Annotated in this window: 14 protein-coding genes and 2 pseudogenes; 8 read left to right on the top strand and 8 right to left on the bottom strand. The window is 63.1% G+C overall.

What is annotated here, in order from left to right:
* The first annotated feature begins 136 nt into the window (after positions 1-136).
* The 3 genes from H7K34_RS24055 to H7K34_RS24045 are packed head-to-tail and all read left to right on the top strand — an operon-like array spanning position 137 to position 2,036.
* Positions 137-838, top strand: a complete 702-nt coding sequence (locus H7K34_RS24055) for an HAD family hydrolase (protein WP_264064490.1) — start codon at positions 137-139, stop codon at positions 836-838.
* Entirely contained in the window at positions 826-957 is a 132-nt protein-coding gene (locus tag H7K34_RS24050) for a hypothetical protein (protein ID WP_264064489.1), read from the top strand. Before H7K34_RS24055 ends, H7K34_RS24050 begins: the two co-directional genes overlap by 13 nt.
* Positions 954-2,036, top strand: a complete 1,083-nt coding sequence (locus H7K34_RS24045; RefSeq protein WP_264064488.1) for a zinc-binding dehydrogenase — start codon at positions 954-956, stop codon at positions 2,034-2,036. The genes H7K34_RS24050 and H7K34_RS24045 overlap by 4 nt, the downstream gene beginning before the upstream one ends.
* A gap of 53 nt (positions 2,037-2,089) precedes the next feature.
* Here the strand turns inward: H7K34_RS24045 and H7K34_RS24040 are convergent, their stop codons facing one another.
* The gene (locus H7K34_RS24040; protein ID WP_264064487.1) at positions 2,090-2,746 is read right to left on the bottom strand and encodes a LysR substrate-binding domain-containing protein; all 657 of its coding nucleotides are present in this window, start codon (positions 2,744-2,746) and stop codon (positions 2,090-2,092) included.
* A gap of 63 nt (positions 2,747-2,809) precedes the next feature.
* Positions 2,810-3,025 (bottom strand): annotated as a pseudogene (locus tag H7K34_RS27015) (helix-turn-helix domain-containing protein); the annotation flags it as partial.
* A 408-nt stretch (positions 3,026-3,433) separates the two neighbouring features.
* On the opposite strand from H7K34_RS27015, the gene H7K34_RS24035 reads away from it, so the two are divergent.
* Complete coding sequence (locus H7K34_RS24035; protein WP_264064486.1) at positions 3,434-4,402, top strand: LysR family transcriptional regulator; 969 nt, start codon at positions 3,434-3,436, stop codon at positions 4,400-4,402.
* A gap of 113 nt (positions 4,403-4,515) precedes the next feature.
* Here H7K34_RS24035 and H7K34_RS24030 read toward each other — a convergent pair whose 3' ends face one another.
* From H7K34_RS24030 to H7K34_RS24020, 3 genes are all read right to left on the bottom strand, one after another.
* Positions 4,516-5,619, bottom strand: coding sequence for a PPE family protein (locus H7K34_RS24030; RefSeq protein ID WP_264064485.1), 1,104 nt, complete (start codon positions 5,617-5,619; stop codon positions 4,516-4,518).
* 551 nt (positions 5,620-6,170) lie between these two features.
* Positions 6,171-6,491 carry a hypothetical protein gene (locus H7K34_RS24025; RefSeq protein ID WP_264064856.1) on the bottom strand — a complete coding sequence of 107 codons (321 nt, stop codon included), beginning with the start codon at positions 6,489-6,491 and terminating at the stop codon, positions 6,171-6,173.
* A gap of 468 nt (positions 6,492-6,959) precedes the next feature.
* Positions 6,960-7,547, bottom strand: coding sequence for a TetR/AcrR family transcriptional regulator (locus tag H7K34_RS24020; RefSeq protein ID WP_264064484.1), 588 nt, complete (start codon positions 7,545-7,547; stop codon positions 6,960-6,962).
* 184 nt (positions 7,548-7,731) lie between these two features.
* Here H7K34_RS24020 and H7K34_RS24015 point away from each other — a divergent pair, with 184 nt between their 5' ends.
* Genes H7K34_RS24015 through H7K34_RS24005 form a run of 3 tightly spaced genes read left to right on the top strand, consistent with a single transcriptional unit; the run spans position 7,732 to position 11,595 of the window.
* The gene (locus tag H7K34_RS24015; protein ID WP_264064483.1) at positions 7,732-9,957 is read left to right on the top strand and encodes an acyl-CoA dehydrogenase; all 2,226 of its coding nucleotides are present in this window, start codon (positions 7,732-7,734) and stop codon (positions 9,955-9,957) included.
* 9 nt (positions 9,958-9,966) lie between these two features.
* Positions 9,967-11,175, top strand: a complete 1,209-nt coding sequence (locus H7K34_RS24010) for a thiolase family protein (RefSeq protein WP_264064482.1) — start codon at positions 9,967-9,969, stop codon at positions 11,173-11,175.
* Between the two features lie 6 nt (positions 11,176-11,181).
* Complete coding sequence (locus tag H7K34_RS24005) at positions 11,182-11,595, top strand: Zn-ribbon domain-containing OB-fold protein (protein ID WP_264064481.1); 414 nt, start codon at positions 11,182-11,184, stop codon at positions 11,593-11,595.
* 43 nt (positions 11,596-11,638) lie between these two features.
* On the opposite strand, the pseudogene H7K34_RS24000 reads toward H7K34_RS24005, so the two are convergent.
* The 3 genes and pseudogenes from H7K34_RS24000 to H7K34_RS23990 all read right to left on the bottom strand — a co-directional run bounded on the left by H7K34_RS24000 (position 11,639) and on the right by H7K34_RS23990 (position 15,323).
* A pseudogene (locus H7K34_RS24000) lies at positions 11,639-12,810 on the bottom strand (sulfotransferase family protein).
* The gene (locus tag H7K34_RS23995) at positions 12,807-13,910 is read right to left on the bottom strand and encodes a DUF1214 domain-containing protein (protein WP_264064480.1); all 1,104 of its coding nucleotides are present in this window, start codon (positions 13,908-13,910) and stop codon (positions 12,807-12,809) included. The pseudogene H7K34_RS24000 and the gene H7K34_RS23995 overlap by 4 nt, the downstream one beginning before the upstream one ends.
* Before the next feature lie 69 nt (positions 13,911-13,979).
* Positions 13,980-15,323 (bottom strand): acetamidase/formamidase family protein, encoded by a 1,344-nt coding sequence (locus H7K34_RS23990; protein ID WP_264064479.1) that lies wholly within the window; start codon positions 15,321-15,323, stop codon positions 13,980-13,982.
* 257 nt (positions 15,324-15,580) lie between these two features.
* On the opposite strand from H7K34_RS23990, the gene H7K34_RS23985 reads away from it, so the two are divergent.
* The gene (locus H7K34_RS23985) at positions 15,581-16,174 is read left to right on the top strand and encodes a TetR family transcriptional regulator (protein WP_264064478.1); all 594 of its coding nucleotides are present in this window, start codon (positions 15,581-15,583) and stop codon (positions 16,172-16,174) included.
* The last annotated feature ends 12 nt before the right edge of the window (positions 16,175-16,186 follow it).

The following is a 16,186-nucleotide window of genomic DNA, read 5'->3' as shown; positions in this document are numbered from 1 at the left end:
GAGCCCGACGATCCCCGACTTGTTCGGACAACCACGACGAGATCGGCCGTCAACATTCACCTGTCGTACACCTTCACGAAGCCGTCGCGCCAGGGGTCACCCAGACCGTTTCAGCAACCCTTCGGAGGAGACGGACATGATCAGATTGGCCTGCCTCGACATGGCGGGTACCACAGTGCTCGACGACGGTGCTGTCGTGGATGCTTTCGACGCGTCCCTGTCGGCATCGGGATTGTCGGCCGGCAGCCCTGACTATTACGCGGCCATCCGCTATGTGCACGAGACGATGGGTCAGTCGAAAATCGACGTGTTCCAGGCGATCTTCGACGGCGATCTGCACCGCGCCGATGCGGCGAACAGTGCGTTTGAAGCGGCGTACGCCGAAGCCGTCCAGAACAATCGGCTGGCGCCGATTCCGCAGGCCGCCGAGACCATCGAAAAGCTGCGCGGATCAGGTTGTGCCGTCGTGCTCACGACGGGCTTCGCCCCGGCCACCCGCGACCACATCATCGCCGCCCTGGGGTGGGGCGACTTGATCACAATGGCGCTGTCACCGGTGGATGCGGGCCGCGGACGTCCCTACCCGGACATGGTGCTTACGGCTTTGCTGCGCACCGGCATTGAAGCCGTCGATCAGATCGCGGTCGCCGGCGACACAACGAGCGACCTGTGGGCGGGTAGCCGTGCCGGCGCGGCGATCGTCGCCGGAGTCCGCACCGGGGCACACAGCGACGCTGACTTTGCCACCGTGCCGCATACCCACGTCCTGGACTCCGTCGCCGAACTGGCCGCCTGCATCGACACCCATAACCAGGCGGTGTCGCGATGGCCACGCTGAACACCACCGGGGTGGGATTCTTGGCTGCGCTGGACACTGTCGACATCGATTCCGATACGCGGAAACGCCACGCGGGCGACCTCATTGCGCCGCCGGGTGCACGGCCGGTGTTGGCATGACGGCGCTCAATGGCTCCGTCGGAGCGCGGTACGCCCGCTGGGATGGGGTAGGGCAGCCGATCACGGTGGTCTCGACCAGCGCGGCGACCGACCCCGGTCCGGGCCGGGTCCTGGTCGCGATCGATCTGGTCACCATCTGCGGTAGCGACCTGCACACCGTGCATGGCCGCAGGGACGCTCCACATCCGGGCATCCTCGGCCATGAACAGGTCGGCCGGGTGGTGGCAGTCGGATCCGGCTCACGTCCCCGCTACCAGAACGACGTCGAGGTGGCGATCGGCGACCGGGTGGTGTGGTCCATTACAGCGTCCTGCGGACGATGCCGCAATTGCGTGTGGGGTCTGGAACAGAAGTGTCTGCATCTCAAGAAGTACGGTCACGAGGCGCTTGATAGTGCCTGGCCGCTCAACGGCGGGTTCGCCAGCCACTGTGTCCTGTTGCCGGGCACCACAATCGTCGAGGTACCCGACAGCGTGCCGGACACGGTGGCCGCACCCGCGTCGTGTGCCACGGCGACAGTTGCGGCAGTGCTCGACGCGGCCGAACTCGATCGGCACCGTGATCCCACCCGGATCCTGATCACCGGCGCGGGCATGTTGGGAGTCACCGCGGCCGCGATGGCAGACGCCCTGGGGGCCTGGGTTGCGGTATGCGATCCCGACCCGGTCCGGCAGGAGGCGGCGTACAGCTTCGGCGCCGACCTCGTTGTCGGTGATGCCGACGAGGTGCCTCCGGTCGACGTGGCGCTGGAACTGTCTGGCAGCCCGGTTGCGGTCCAGGCGTGCCTCGCCAGCCTGGATGTCGGCGGCCGGGCCGTTCTCGCGGGATCGGTGGCCGCCAGTCGGCCCGTTTCGGTCGACCCCGAGCATCTCGTTCGCAATCTCACGACGATCACTGGAGTGCACAATTACCGGCCCCTGCATCTGCGGGCTGCCGTCGATTTCCTGGCCGCTCACCACGACCGCTATCCCTTTGCCGAGCTGGTGGCAGCGGCGGCCGATCTGGATCACCTCGACGATGCGCTGCGGAGTGCAGCGGAGTCGCAATTGTTACGCCAATCTATTTGCCCCGCATGGTAATTGGTCCGTAATCCGTCCGGGTGTTGACGGGATTCCGGTTGCTGTGTCCGGTCTTACAGCGACTCCGACAACACCTGAGCGCCAGAGGTCTGCAGGAATTCAATGAAACGCGCTGCCGCAGGGGATAATTGGCGATCCTTGATCCAAACCGCTACAACTTCGCGACTGGCCAGGGGTGATGTAATAGGAATCTCGACAATGCCCTCAGAACAATGTGAATCCGGCGGTAACACCGCGACACCCAGCTTCGCTCGGACTAGACCGCGCAGAGTCGCAATCTCCTGTCCCTCGTACATCAGGCGGGGAACGAAACCTGCCGTGTGACAGAGAAGATCGAAGACTTGGCGCAAGCCGGTGCCTTCGGTCAGCGCTACGAAGGACTCTGACTCAACCTCGCGCAGATCGACATGATCTCGGTCGGCCAAATGGTGTCCCGCCCCCACCGCCAGATACAGACGCTCAGTGTCAAGAGCTACGGCACCAAAGTTTGCGCCGTCAGGAATCGGGGCCAGGATCGCTACGTCGATTAGTCCGTGACCCATTGCGTCAAGGAGTGCATCGGCGGATCCCTGCTGAAGGCGGAAAGAGATGTCGGGATACGCTGCGAGGAACGCGGCAATGAGGATTGGAACGTCGGTTCCGCCGCGGCTGGTTACGAATCCGAGGCTGACGCGGCCCCGGTCGGGATCGATGACCTCGCTCAGCTCCAATCGGGCGTTTCGTAGGAATGCCAACGCTTCTCGAGCGCCGGGCAGAAATGCTTGCCCAGCTGCGGTGCTGACAATTCCGCGACCGGACTGCTTTACCAGCGGTGCACCGGTCGCCGCCGCCAGGCGACGTATGGCCGCAGTGACTGTGGGCTGCGGGACCCCGAGCTTTTGGGCAGCACGGGTGATGTGCTGCTCCTCCAGGACAGCGACCGCAATGCGAAGGTGTGGCGCCAAAAGCGCCGACCAATCGGAATCTGACTCGATCACACCACGCAGCATATTCATTCCATATGGCGGCGCATCCCGGCACAAAGAATTCTAATTAAGCCCATTAGATTCAGCACAAGAAATGACACGACAGCCCGCTCGACATCTGGCGGTCGCTAAACCCACGCCGAGGCTGCCCATCTGATTATGCGCATTGTATGAGTCGCGTCGCAACCTATGCGTACGGCCGACGAAGTCCCTGTGGGGATGGCATCCTCGGCTAGTGGATAGCGGTTCTACTGATGTAGGTGTGCAGGCGCCGCCGAGAGATGAGCGGACCGAATCGCCGCGCACTACCCACCAAACTCATGTGCAAGGCGTTCATTCGAACGACTTGATGCGGAGCGAACAGTCGATCGACTGGCTGAAGCCACAACAGTTCGCGGTCGCGCGCGACCAGCTTCAATCACGAAGGTACATATGATCGATTCAGATGCCGATTGGTGGAGTGCATTCGCGCCCCAACTGAGGATCGTGGTCGCGGTTTTGGAAGAGCAGCACATCACTCGCGCCGCTCGAAGGCTCGGCATTCCGCAGCCGACGGTCTCGGCAGTCATGCGCCGCGTCGGCGAAGCCGTCGGCACGCCCCTTGTCCAGCAATCGGGCCGCGGACTCATCGTCACTTCGGCGGGGCACGCACTACTGCCCAGCGCTCGGGGTGCGCTAGCGAGCCTGCACCGCGCCCGCCTTGACGTTGCTCACGCTCTCGACCCCGACCGCGGGCGGGTCAATCTGGGATTTCTTCAGAGCCGTGGGCTCCAAGAGGTGCCCTTTCTGATCGAGGCTTTCAATGCGAAATACCCGGATATTTCATTCGGACTTCAGCAAGGGTCGGACAACGAAATCATTGCGCTGATGCATAAACAAGTAATTGACGTCGCACTGGTGGCGCCGCTTCCTGACGACACCTGCCTTGAAGGCGTGGTGCTTGATGTCGAGCAGTTATATCTCGTCGTTCCCGATACCCACCGCCTTGCTCCGAGATCGTCTGTCAGGATGGAAGAACTTAGTACAGAGGGATTCGTAGCGTTGACAACATCGTTTGGCTTGCGGCAGGTGTTTGAGAGTCTGTGTGCCGAGGCAAATTTCCGGCCGACTATAGCCTTCGAAGGACAAGAAATCGCTATCCTGCGCGGGTTCACTCGTGCGGGGCTGGGAATTGCGGTGTTACCCCGCGCATCCCAGCCTGTCCCAGGCATCGTTGAAGTACCCATCTGCAGCCGAAAAGCGTACCGAGAAGTCGGTGCAGTGTGGTTGAAAGGGCGTCGGCTGGCTCCCGCAGCACAACGATTCGTCGAACTTCTCGGTACTTTGGGCAGTCATGGCTTGAATGAATCTCGGATCGGAGACCCGGCGATAGACCGGCCCATGATCACCGGGACCGGTTAACCTGAGGATAACGCGAGGTCGTCCGGTGTCGGTACCGATGTTGTCGGGGACGGCCCGCGGTGGCAGGGTAGGGCTTGCGTCTTTGACGGGCGTTGTAGCTCTTGAGGATTGCATCACCACGGCGCGCTTGGCATCACGGTACTTCGTTTGCCGTAGCGCGGTTCCACCGATGCACCTCGCTTTGCGTAGGTACCAGGCGTGCAAGGAACCGGCGAGTGCCAGGTCTCGGTACCGGGCACTACGGCCATCGTGGTTCCCGACATCGAAGCTGATCGGGCGCCGCCGGTAAGTGTCGTCCATGACGGCGGGACAGCCAGATGCCCAACCTTTGCGGCGTGGCCGACGCCAGCCTGCACCGCGGTTGACGATGCTGAGCTGAGAGTTGGTGCACCTACCATGCCGGGCGCCGCGGCTGGGCCATTCGCGGCGACCGCGGCGGCAGGCTTTACAGCATTACCCAATTGACCAAAATTAATAAACGGGTTCATCAAGTTTGAGGCCAACGAGGAGGCGTCGTTATTCGCGGATATCGTGTTGTAGCCGAATCGCGCAAAATCAAGAGGGTCGCGAGCCGAAGGCGCCTGGGGTGCCGCAAGTTTCTGCAGAGCCCGCACTATTAACATTTGAGACTTCGGTTCTTGTGAACTGGCTGCGCGAGCAACCGCGTTCTCTTGCGCAGAACTTCCATCGCGATTAGTTGTCTGTTGCGGTGGAACAAAGGGATCCAGCCTAGCTGCTAATGACGAAGCACCCGCGTAGGTATACATAGCTTCGGCATCACACGCCCACATCTCGGCATATTCTGTCTCGGCAACGGCAATAGCAGGCATGTTTTGGCCGAAAATGTTAGTTCCGTTGAGCAGCACCAGATGCTGACGATTAGCCGCTATCAACGGGGGGGCGACACTCGCAGCGCGCGCAAGCTCGTATGCTGCGGCCGCCGCCTTGGCTTGGCAGGCAGAGTGTGCGGCCTGGTCAGCCGCCATCGCCAGCCAACTCGCGAAAGTACTTGCGGCATGAAGCATGGATGCCGATGCAGCGCCCCGCCAGTGCATCCCGACAAGGTTCAGCGTCACCGATTCGTAGGCATCGGCCGCCACCCTGAGTTCGGCCGCAATTTCGTCCCAGCTACAGGCGGCCGTCAGCAAGCAGCCGCACCCCGGCCCGCTGTAAATTCGAGATGAATTAATTTCAGGCGGCAACATCGCGTAGTCCATTTTCGGTTAGCCCCCTCACTCGCATTGATAATTTCGTCTAGCCGCTACGAAATCAATCGTGTGAAAACACTTCCGCACTGCATTTCATTGGCGTAGTCCTGAGGTACGTCCCTTATGGAGTGGATACTTGGGCTAAATCGTAGATCGACAGCCGAACAAGTCAAATGCGATTTATGATTGGATTCATTACTAATCAGATCGATTCGCCCGGCTACGACTCCGAGGGTTTAAGGGCTGCCCCGGGCAGGATTCGGGATTGTCTAGCCCAGCTGTGTTCGACGTCGTCGCACTATCTCGAGCACTGGCTCGCTCGTTGGACACGGTGCGATGATGCGGCTATGGCGTCTTGCAATGGTTGGACATGCGCCGAGTTTGGCCGTCCCAATCACACGGGCGTCGTCATGCCCGTAATGCGGCGAATTTCTTTGCAGCAGGAAGTATTGCGCCGCAGTCGTATACAGGCCGCCGGACTTGGTCACGGTCGGAACCGAGCCGACAGCTCGGCGATCTCGTTCTATGGTGAAGCGCCGCAACGGAAGACGTCGCCCGAATCAGTACGGCGACGACTGTTGGGCCAGATTCAGTAGGGCATAAGCCGCGCAGAGGAGGAAGTTGAGTGCGAGCAAGGTCATGCCTGCGATCAGCAGCGATCGCGCGCCCTCGCGCCGCATCTGCTTGTACTTCGCGCTACGGGCTTCACGGTCAATTTCGGCCGCGATCAACGCGAACCGGACGTCCGCCTCTTCCCTTGCTAGACAAGGTGCACCGGCCAGCATCGCCCTGAGTCGGTCCGGCGACGTTTCAACGCCGACACGCGCGAAGCGGTGGCATAGTCGCCGCGCGCGCCGGCGGCCAAGAACCTCACCGTTCATGTCCAACTGATGCGACAGACGCCCTCGCTCATTCCCCCACGGACTCGGCCGGTTGTCATAAGCCGGAGCCTAATTCGTTGGCGCGAGGTTTCGGGTAGCCGCGCGGCTACCACCCTGGGTAACTAGGTAACCCACGACACAGCTGCTCGGTGGGTTCGGCGAAGCAGTTTGCGAGTTCCACACTCGCTCAATAGACAGATCCATTGCTGGGCTCCTGGATTGTCGTCCGGTCGAGGTACTGAACGGATCTTTACATCCGCCCGGAACGAGGTCCAATCCGAATTCGTGATGCGCGATATCCGGATTGATGATGCTGTAGCCCAGCCACTTTGGGAACCCAGGGGGCACTGGTGGGTAGTGTTTTGCGGAGCCGTTAATTTCGCGGGCACCCCGCGGAGATGCCTCGCCTATTGTTCGCGGACCATAGGCCGTGTGTGAGCCGAAATCCGAAGCGGTCAAGCCGCTGCGTTAGCGCTTGCGCTTCAAGGACTTGACGATGATTTGCGTGGTCAATTCGGCACGCCGACGCGAATACTGCCGCGCGTTCGACAGGATCGGATAGACCACGCCACCGACAATCGCATCGGCCGCCGACTCGGCGGTGTCCGAGTCGATGCCGTCGGCCAGCAGCCTGGTGCGGACACTGTCATGCAGCGGCAAACTAAATCCGGCACGCAACTTGACCGCGGTCTCCTCGTGCTCCATGCCGGCGACAGTCAACGTTCGCAGCATCGCCGAGCCGCGCTCCGTGGTCAGGGTTGCGGTGAGCTTGCCTACCCACCCCAGTAAGTCGGCGGCCAGGTCGTCGGTGTGATCGACCGACGCGAGAATCTTGTCGGCGTCTTCGAGCATGACGTCGGCGACGAGGGCGGGGCGGCTGGGCCACCACCGGTAAATCGTCTGTTTTCCCACGCCGGCACGTGCCGCGACCGCCTCGATCGTCAACCCGTCGAATCCGCGCTCGAGAAGCAGTTCGCGGGTGGCGGTGACGATCGCCGTACGCGACTTCTCGCTGCGCCGCCGCGGCGTGCTCGCGTGGGTGAGATCGGTTGGCATCTGGTGATCCTCGTCTCTGTGGTCCCTCGCCGTCGTCGCCGCTGGCAGCGGGGACCGGGGTCGCTTTACATAGCTCGACCCGCCCCGGTAATCTTCCACAAGACGAGACGGTTCGTCTTGTAACGATGGAAGGATATCAGCCGGTGCGGCCGAAGCCCATGTTCGCCACAGCGCGGCCCCGGTCATGACGCTGGGGTTGACGCCCGAGCAGCAGGATCTCAGCGAAGCCGTCAGACAGTTCGCCGGCCGCCACGCCCCGATCGCCGCAACACGCGAAGACTTCGATGCCCTGGCCATCGGTCAGCTCCCCAAATGGTGGGATGCGTTGGTCACCAACGGCTTTCATGCAGTCCATCTGCCCGAACGCCTCGGCGGCCAGGGTGGTCGGCTGATAGATGCCGCATGCGTGCTCGAGGCGGCGGCCAAAGCGCTGCTGCCGGGACCGCTACTTCCGACCGTGATCACCGGAGCCGTTGCGCTGCTGGCTGATCCGACACCGATCGCCGAGTCACTGCTGCGAGAGCTGGCGTCCGGGGTGCCCGCCGCGGTCGTTCTACCCGGCGACGCAGACTTCCACGCACGCCGTGACGGTCAGCGTTTTCTGGTCACGGGCAGCTCGAAGGTCACCGCTGGCGCCTGCGCGGCCGGGGCCATCCTGGTCGGTGCTCGCGCCGATGGTGGCGAGATCATCTGGGTGCCGGTGGACACCGGATCACCCACTGCCGTGGTTGAATCCGTCCATGGCACGGACCTGGTAGCCGACGCCGGAACACTGCGGCTCACCGACCATCTCGCGGACGAGTCTGGCATTCTCACCGGAATAGACCCGGACCGTGCGGCATGTGTCGTGGTGAGTCTGGTGGCCAGCACGACGGCCGGCATCGCACAGTGGTGCGTCGACGTGGTCACCGCACACCTGCGCACGCGAGAGCAGTTCGGCAAGGTGATCGGGACCTTCCAGGCTCTGCAGCACAGTGCGGCGATGCTGTTGGTCAACAGCGAGTTGGCCACCGCGGCGGCCTGGGATGCGGTACGGGCGGTCGACGAATCGATCGATCAGCATCGCCTCGCCGCGGCCGGGGCGGCGGCGATCGCGGTCTCGCCGATCCCGGACCTGGTGCTCGACGCCCTGACGATGCTCGGCGCCATCGGCTTCACTTGGGAACACGACGTGCATCTGTACTGGCGGCGGGCTATCAGCCTGGCGGGTTCGATCGGTCCGGCGAATCGCTGGGCGCGGCGGCTGGGCGAGATGACGTGCACCCAGACGCGCGACATGTCGGTGAATCTCGGCGACGCCGAGGCGGAATTCCGTTCCTGGGTCGCCGAAAAACTGGATGCGGCCCTGCAGCTGCGCAATGACACGCCCGCACCGCACGGCGACTATCCGGACCAAGCCTCCGGGCCGCAGCGCACGTTGATCGCCGACGCCGGTCTGATGGCGCCGCACTGGCCGGCGCCGTGGGGCGTCGATGCGGGTCCGTTGAAACAGCTCATCATCGACGAGGAGTTCGCCAAGCGACCCGCGCTGGTTCGGCTGTCGCTGAACATCGCCGAGTGGATCCTGCCCTCGGTGCTGGCAGCCGCGCCAAAAGGGTTGCAGGAGGCACTGATTCCGCCGACGCAGCGCGGGGACATCCATTGGTGCCAGCTTTTCAGTGAGCCGGGAGCCGGCTCGGACCTCGCGTCGCTGGCCACCAGGGCGACCAAGGTCGACGGTGGCTGGCGGATCAACGGTCACAAGATCTGGACGTCGTTGGCGCAGTATGCCGACCTGGGTGCGTTGCTGGCCCGCACCGACCCCGAAGCCAGCAAACACCGCGGCATCGGTTACTTCATCGTCGACATGCGATCGCCCGGCATCGAGATCCAGCCGATCAAGACGGCGACCGGTCAGGCGCATTTCAACGAGGTCTTCCTTAACGACGTCTTCATCCCCGACGAGATGCTGCTGGGCGGCCCCACCGACGGCTGGAGCCTGGCGATCGCGACCATGGCCGAAGAGCGTTCGGCCATCAGCGGATACGTAAAGTTCGACCGCGCGGTCGCGATCCGTCAGCTGGCGGCGCAACCCGGACCCGATCGTGACGACGCGCTGCGCGAGCTGGGCGAGCTCGACGCCTACACCAACGCGATCAGGGCGCTCGGAGTGCGGGAAACCATTCGATTGCTCGACGGGCAGGCATCCGGTCCGGCGTCGAGCATCGCGAAGGTAGCGATGAACGTGCTGCTGCGGCGAACCTTCCAGGCCACACTCCAGCTGACCGGTCAGGTGGCGATGGTCGATGACCCCGACGCCGCGGTCGTGGAGCCCTATCTGCATCTGCCGGCCGAGTTGATCGGTGGCGGGACACGGGAGATTCAGCTGAACATCATCGCGCAGATGATCCTCGGTTTACCACGGAAATAAGGACACGGCATGGGATTACGTGGCGAAGCCGCGATCGTCGGGTATGTCGAGCTGCCACCTGAGCGGCTGAACAAGGCCTCACCCGCACCCTTCGTCCTCGAGCAATGGGCGGAACTATCCGCCGCGGCACTCGACGATGCGGGACTGTCGGGGGACGTGGTCAACGGGATCGTCGCCTCCCATCTTGCCGAGTCGGAGATCTTCGTCCCCTCCACAATTGCCGAATACCTCGGCGTAGGAGCACGATTCGCCGAGCACGTGGATCTCGGCGGAGCCAGCGCCGCCGCCATGGTGTGGCGCGCTGCGGCTGCGGTCGAACTCGGCATCTGTGATGCCGTGCTGTGTGCACTGCCGGCGCGCTACATCACGCCGTCGTCCAAACGGAAGCCCAGACCGATGGTCGACGCGATGTTCTTCGGCTCGTCAAGCAACCAATATGGCTCTCCGCAAGCAGAATTCGAGATCCCCTACGGAAACCTCGGCCAGAACGGGCCGTACGGCCAGGTGGCTCAGCGTTATGCGGCGATCTACGGATACGACGAGCGGGCGATGGCCAAGATCGTCGTCGATACCCGCACCAATGCCAATCACACCGACGGTGCGATCTGGAAGGACAAGCCACTGTCCGTCGAGGACGTACTTGCCAGCCCGGTGATCGCCGACCCGCTGCACATGCTCGAGATCGTCATGCCCTGCGTCGGGGGCGCCGCGGTCGTCGTCGCCAACGCCGACATCGCCATGCATTCGCGCAATCGCCCGGTGTGGATCAAGGGATTTGGCGAACACGTGCCGTTCAAGACACCCACCTATGCCGAGGACCTGCTGTCGACTCCGATCGCGGCGGCCGCCGACACCGCCTTCGCTATGACGGATTTGACCCGCGCGCAGATGGACATGGTGTCGATCTACGACTGCTACACAATCACCGTGCTGCTGTCGCTGGAGGACGCGGGCTTCTGCGAAAAGGGCACCGGGATGGGGTTCGTCGCGAACCACGACCTGACCTTCCGGGGCGATTTCCCGCTCAACACCGCCGGCGGTCAGCTCGGCTTCGGCCAAGCGGGATTGGCCGGCGGCATGCACCACGTCTGCGATGCCACCCGCCAGATCATGGGACGTGCCGGCGCGGCACAGGTTGCGGACTGCAACCGTGCTTTCGTGTCGGGCAATGGCGGAATCCTTTCCGAGCAGACGACGCTCATCCTGCAGGGAGACTGAGGACACATGGTGAGTTTCGATCGTCCGATGCCCGTCAAAACGCCTACCACCGCACCATTTTGGGATGCGCTGGCCCAGCACCGCATTGTGATTCAGTACTCGCCGTCGTCAGAGGCGTATGTGTTCTATCCGCGGGTACGTGCGCCACGCACGCTGGCTGATGACCTGGAATGGCGCGAGATATCCGGTATGGGCGCGTTGTATTCCTTTACCGTGGCGCACCGTCCCGTCAGCCCGCATTTTGCCGACGCCGTACCGCAACTGCTCGCCATCGTCGAATGGGATGAGGGACCAAGGCTTTCCACCGAAATGGTCAATGTCGAACAGGCCGACCTCAGCGTCGGTATGCGGGTGCGGCCGGTGTTCTTCGACTATCCCGAACACGACGTCACGATGTTGTGCTACGAGCCGGCGGACTAGGCGCGGCGAACGTCCGGCCAGCTGCACGCTCGGCAGAACGCCGTTACTTGAGTTGTTCGGTCGGAACGTGGTAGCGCTCCTGGTAGGCGCGCACTCGTTCACGCACCTCGCCGGCATCTAAGCCGGTGTCCGACCAGGTGTAGCGGCCGTGGCCGCCGCACCGGGATGGGCGGCTAAAAAGTCGCGCATCTTCTGCTCGGCTTCGGGCCGCAGTTCGCGGCCCAGCTTCTGGTAGATGTCGGCGATGGTATGCAGGGGATCCTTCATGAAATCCGTGAACTGCACGTCGATTATCCGGCCGTCCGGGACTACGCCCTTGTCGCGCAGCGCGATCCCGCGATCGAGGCCGACGACGATTTCCTCGTACGACTGTGCCGCGCACTCGGCGATGTTCGTCTCGTCGCTGCCCATCCGCCGCAAGTGATTGGTCAGAGCGGCGATCGACGAGATGACATTGAGCGGATCGCGGTGCGTCTGCACCACCAACGCGTCGGGGTATTCGGCCAGCAACTTATCCAGCTGCCACAGATGGGCAGGCGACTTCAGCAGCCACTGTCCTTTGACACCAGATTGCAGATGCTGCAAGAAGATTCGATGGAAGCGGTAGGCGCCGGTGTGGTCGGCGTCGTACATCAGCCAGCGGGAGTAGCTCGGCAGACGGTACTGCACCGAGAAGATCATGCTGGTGAATTCACTGGCCGTGATGCGGACACACTCCTGGCCGACGAGGGCGCCCATCGGATGAAATTTCAGGAAGCCGGGAATGATCTGCTCGGACATCTCGATGGTGGCCTGCGTCTGTGCGATACGCGGATCGGTCTGATAGGTCTCGGGCTGCGGGACCGGGCATGGTGCGTCGACCTCCCACGTCAACGGTGCCCGCAGTCCGGGATCCTGGGCCAGCAGGTCAAAGATGATCGTCGTCCCGGTGCGGGGTTGACCGACGATGAAGATCGGCGAAGTGATTGGCTTGTCCCCGATTTCGGGGTGCTCCTTGCGCCACGCGGTCACACCCAGCCGGCTGGTCAGGGCGCGGATCATGTCGAGGTAAGCGACCTCCACGCCGATCGCCGATAGCCGCGCCTCGTTGATCAGGCCGTCGGCGACCCGCTCCAGTCCGGGCTGCCAGCCGTCCTCGCCGAAGTCGTCGCTGCCGGCCTGGTCGCAGGCGGCAGCGATAAGGTTCTCCGGGGCGAAGCGCTCCTGCAGCGTCATGCCTGTGCCTGGGCGTCGCGCACCCAAACCTTCACGTCGGGTGCGGTGGGGTTGTCCAGCCAGCGCAGGACCACGAATCCGCGATGGCGGCCACCGGTATCGAGCCAATGCCCAAACCCGAAGTCTTGTGCGGAGATCGCGATGCGCACCCGCCCGTCGGCGTCTGGCCGCACTCCGCGATTGGTCACCGAACTGTGCCGGCGGCGCGGCTCGTTGCACTCGTGCCAGACGCTTTCCAGCGTGACGTTCCAATACCGGGTGTCGGGCGGCTCGATGTCGAGCACCAGCGCCTGGCCGGGATCGAGCCGGTAGGTGCCCATCATGTACAGGTTGTCCGGTGTGGTGTCGGCCGCCCCGAGGTCGGCGGCCTCGGCCGTCAGCAGTGTGTTCGGCTGCTGCAACAGCTCCGGCTTGATGGTGCGGTGCAGCGTGGTGAGCTTCATCAGCGACCACGCCATCGCGGTGAATTGCTCGGCCAGTTCGTCATCGGACAGCGCGGTCACCGGATCGGGGTTGAGCGCCTCGATCCGGATGGTCGCCAGCCGTTCGGAGTTGCGATCACCGATGTACTCCCGGACGACCACCGACGACGCGTCATCCGGGATCTGTATCCACTGCGCGTCACCGAGGTCGGCGGGCTCGTCGGCCGAGAGCAGCAGCGCGAACTCACCGGAATTCAGGTCCAGGTTCGTGTCGCCGAGGTAGTTGGACATCCGCCGCGGAGTCAAGCTGGTGCCGGCCAGGATCTGGAACCCCAGGTAAGCGGTCGTGCCGCGGGTACCGGTGATCCGGTAGCGCCGGTCGCCGCGGATCATCGCCAGGAAGTAGTTGCCGTCGGGATTGGGTCCGCCGATCATCCGGGTGTCCGAACACATATCGAAGAAGGCCGGGCGGGCAGTGTCGGCCTCGACTGCCATCTGTGAGCACAGCGACGACACCCGGGCGATGACCCGCAGTCCTTCGAGCAGCTCGCGTTCGGATTCGGCGTCCTCGGTCACGATCTTGGTGACGTCGGTGATCATTTGCTGGAAGAACTGCCACCCGGCTCGCGCTTGCGGGGCTACCTGATCGGCCGACTCCGACACCAATGCATGAGACATAGTCTCATGTTAAGCCAATGGGCGGCGTTCTGAACAGTGATTCGCCGGAATAGCACCCCCGTAGGCGGATCACTTGAAGTGCGACTTGTCGATCTGCGCGTGCACCCTGACAGTGCGGTCGACCACCTGAGAGACCGAGAAGTCGGCGGCGGCGGACAGGTATGCATAGGCCGTCGCCCGATCCATGCCCCTGTCGATCTCGAGGAAGTCCAAGGCGTTGACCACCGCCCGGCGCATGGCCACATTCAGGTCATTGATCTGTCCGTTGACACTGCCATCGGGATCCGACAGCCCGATCGGCACCCAGAGATCGGCAGTCTCGGCGAACGGGTAGCGGAAGGCCACCGACGGCGCATCACCCGATTTCGGTTTGCACACCGTTAGCCGAAAAGTTCCCCGCAACGACCCTTCCATCGCGGTTAGCGCGACTTCGCCACTTCCCATCGCATGGTGCGGGTCACCGGCATAAAAGAGCGCGCCTTCGGCGAACACCGGTAGATAGAAAGCGGAACCCACGCCCAGCAACCGAATATCGATGTTGCCCCCGCCCAGCGTGGGCGGAATCGAATTGGCACTCGCCGCCGTGAGATCGGAATCCTGGGAGAAGGCGACCCCCATCATGCCCATGAATGGGTTGAGTCCGAATCGCACCGACGCCTTGCGGTAGCGCATCACGCCATAGCCGTCCTCGATAGTGGTGAACGTGAAGGAGGCGCCGAATTTCGTCGGGTCGGGATTGGGTCGGTGGTCTTGGCTTACTGGCGGCATGACCTCCTCGAGATTGATTCCCGCGGGCGCCTTCCCGTCCGGGGTCCTCGCCAATGCGCCCTTGCCATGCCGGCTCGAGACGACTCCGTAGGGGACCCGCGGCGTCGCATCCAGCGTCTCGATCTTGAGCACATCTCCTGGCTGCGCACCCTCAACGAACACCGGCCCGGTAACCACGTGGGGTCCATCCTTGTCGAAATCGCGTGGTGTGCGCTGATACTCCGCTGCGATCGCGATGGCGTCGGTGAGTACGTCGGAGTGGGGTACGCCGTTGGACCCGAAGTACGCGACGGGATCACGTCCCTGATCCTCGAGGATGCCCTCGTGTGAGACGGTGTCAATGGTGATTGTTTCGCCCGACTTCATTTGCAGCAGCGGTTTGGCGTGCACGTTGGGGACATAACCCCAGAGCACCTGATCGGGGGTGGACTGTAGGTAGTGGTTGGCCGCGATATTGCCCTCGCCGGGCTGCAGAATCCTGCCAGTACCCAAAACTGAAGCGGCCGAACCGGTTCTGCTGCAACCGGCCGCGATGCCGACTACGCCCACACCGGCACCGATTGCCGCGACAGCCCTGACGAAATCGCGTCGGCCAACACCTTCGACAAGGGTGTCGCGTGCGCTTTGCCCAAAACTTTGATCCATTGGTCGTCTCCAGGAATGTCGAGTTGGTCGACGTGTTCAACGGATCTTCGCAGCCACGAATAATCGCGGTCCAATAGGAATTCGTGATGAGCGCGATTCGTGTTGATGATAATGCTGCACAACGACTTTCGATTTCACCGCGCATGTCATGATCATGTTCTGGACGAATTAATTCGGGATAACGATAGCTTGGATCGATTAGGATGCGGCGTGTGATCTCGGCCCGGTCGGCGGGCTGGGCCGGATATGGTGGGCAAATGTCTGTGACATCTACATCGATGTCCCTCGCGGAGCAAAAGCGCACGGCGACACGTCAGCGTATCGCCAGGGCTGCCGCGCAGCTGGTGATCAGCCGCGGCCTGGCCGGGGCGACGGTCGACCACATAGCCGACACGGCCGAGATCGGCCGGGCAACGTTCTTCCGCTATTTCAACTCCAAGGAAGACGCCGTCGCAGAGGGTATGAACACCCACTGGCTGGATCGGATCACCACCGCGCTGGCTGCGCAGCCCGCGGGACTGAACGCCATCGAGGCCGTCGCCGGCGCGTTTGGCGACCTCGGGCGGGGGTTCGACGAGATCGAGGACCAGGTGCGCGAGCTGGCCACCCTCACCCGTTCGTCGGAAACCCTCGACGCGTGGACGTTGCGTATCTATGTGCGGTACGAAGCGGCGATCGCCGCACTCGTCGCGCCCCGGTTGCCCCAGTTGGCGTCCCAGGACCCCAGGCCCCGACTGATCGGCGCGCTGGCGATGGCGGCGGTCCGTATCGCCCTGGACGACTGGCTCATCCACGGAGGATCACTGCCCGACCGGGTGCGTCAGGGCCTGGCCGCGATCACGATCGCCTGAGGCGACGAATTC

It is taken from the genome of Mycobacterium montefiorense (assembly GCF_025823255.1).
In the GTDB taxonomy this organism is placed as follows: Bacteria; Actinomycetota; Actinomycetes; order Mycobacteriales; family Mycobacteriaceae; genus Mycobacterium; species Mycobacterium montefiorense.
The sequence above is the reverse complement of the archived record's forward strand: the minus strand, read 5'-3'. Positions and strand labels throughout refer to the sequence as shown.

Excerpts from the sequence above, each read along its gene's own strand:
- H7K34_RS24055 (WP_264064490.1), top strand. The coding sequence starts at position 137 with ATGATCAGATTGGCCTGCCTCGACATGGCGGGTACCACAGTGCTCGAC.
- H7K34_RS23985 (WP_264064478.1), top strand. The coding sequence starts at position 15,581 with ATGTCTGTGACATCTACATCGATGTCCCTCGCGGAGCAAAAGCGCACG.
- H7K34_RS24020 (WP_264064484.1), bottom strand. The coding sequence starts at position 7,547 with ATGCCAACCGATCTCACCCACGCGAGCACGCCGCGGCGGCGCAGCGAG.
- H7K34_RS23990 (WP_264064479.1), bottom strand. The coding sequence starts at position 15,323 with ATGGATCAAAGTTTTGGGCAAAGCGCACGCGACACCCTTGTCGAAGGT.
- H7K34_RS24015 (WP_264064483.1), top strand. The coding sequence starts at position 7,732 with ATGACGCTGGGGTTGACGCCCGAGCAGCAGGATCTCAGCGAAGCCGTC.
- H7K34_RS24050 (WP_264064489.1), top strand. The coding sequence starts at position 826 with ATGGCCACGCTGAACACCACCGGGGTGGGATTCTTGGCTGCGCTGGAC.
- H7K34_RS24010 (WP_264064482.1), top strand. The coding sequence starts at position 9,967 with ATGGGATTACGTGGCGAAGCCGCGATCGTCGGGTATGTCGAGCTGCCA.
- H7K34_RS23995 (WP_264064480.1), bottom strand. The coding sequence starts at position 13,910 with ATGTCTCATGCATTGGTGTCGGAGTCGGCCGATCAGGTAGCCCCGCAA.
- H7K34_RS24045 (WP_264064488.1), top strand. The coding sequence starts at position 954 with ATGACGGCGCTCAATGGCTCCGTCGGAGCGCGGTACGCCCGCTGGGAT.
- H7K34_RS24025 (WP_264064856.1), bottom strand. The coding sequence starts at position 6,491 with ATGAACGGTGAGGTTCTTGGCCGCCGGCGCGCGCGGCGACTATGCCAC.
- H7K34_RS24035 (WP_264064486.1), top strand. The coding sequence starts at position 3,434 with ATGATCGATTCAGATGCCGATTGGTGGAGTGCATTCGCGCCCCAACTG.
- H7K34_RS24030 (WP_264064485.1), bottom strand. The coding sequence starts at position 5,619 with ATGGACTACGCGATGTTGCCGCCTGAAATTAATTCATCTCGAATTTAC.
- H7K34_RS24005 (WP_264064481.1), top strand. The coding sequence starts at position 11,182 with ATGGTGAGTTTCGATCGTCCGATGCCCGTCAAAACGCCTACCACCGCA.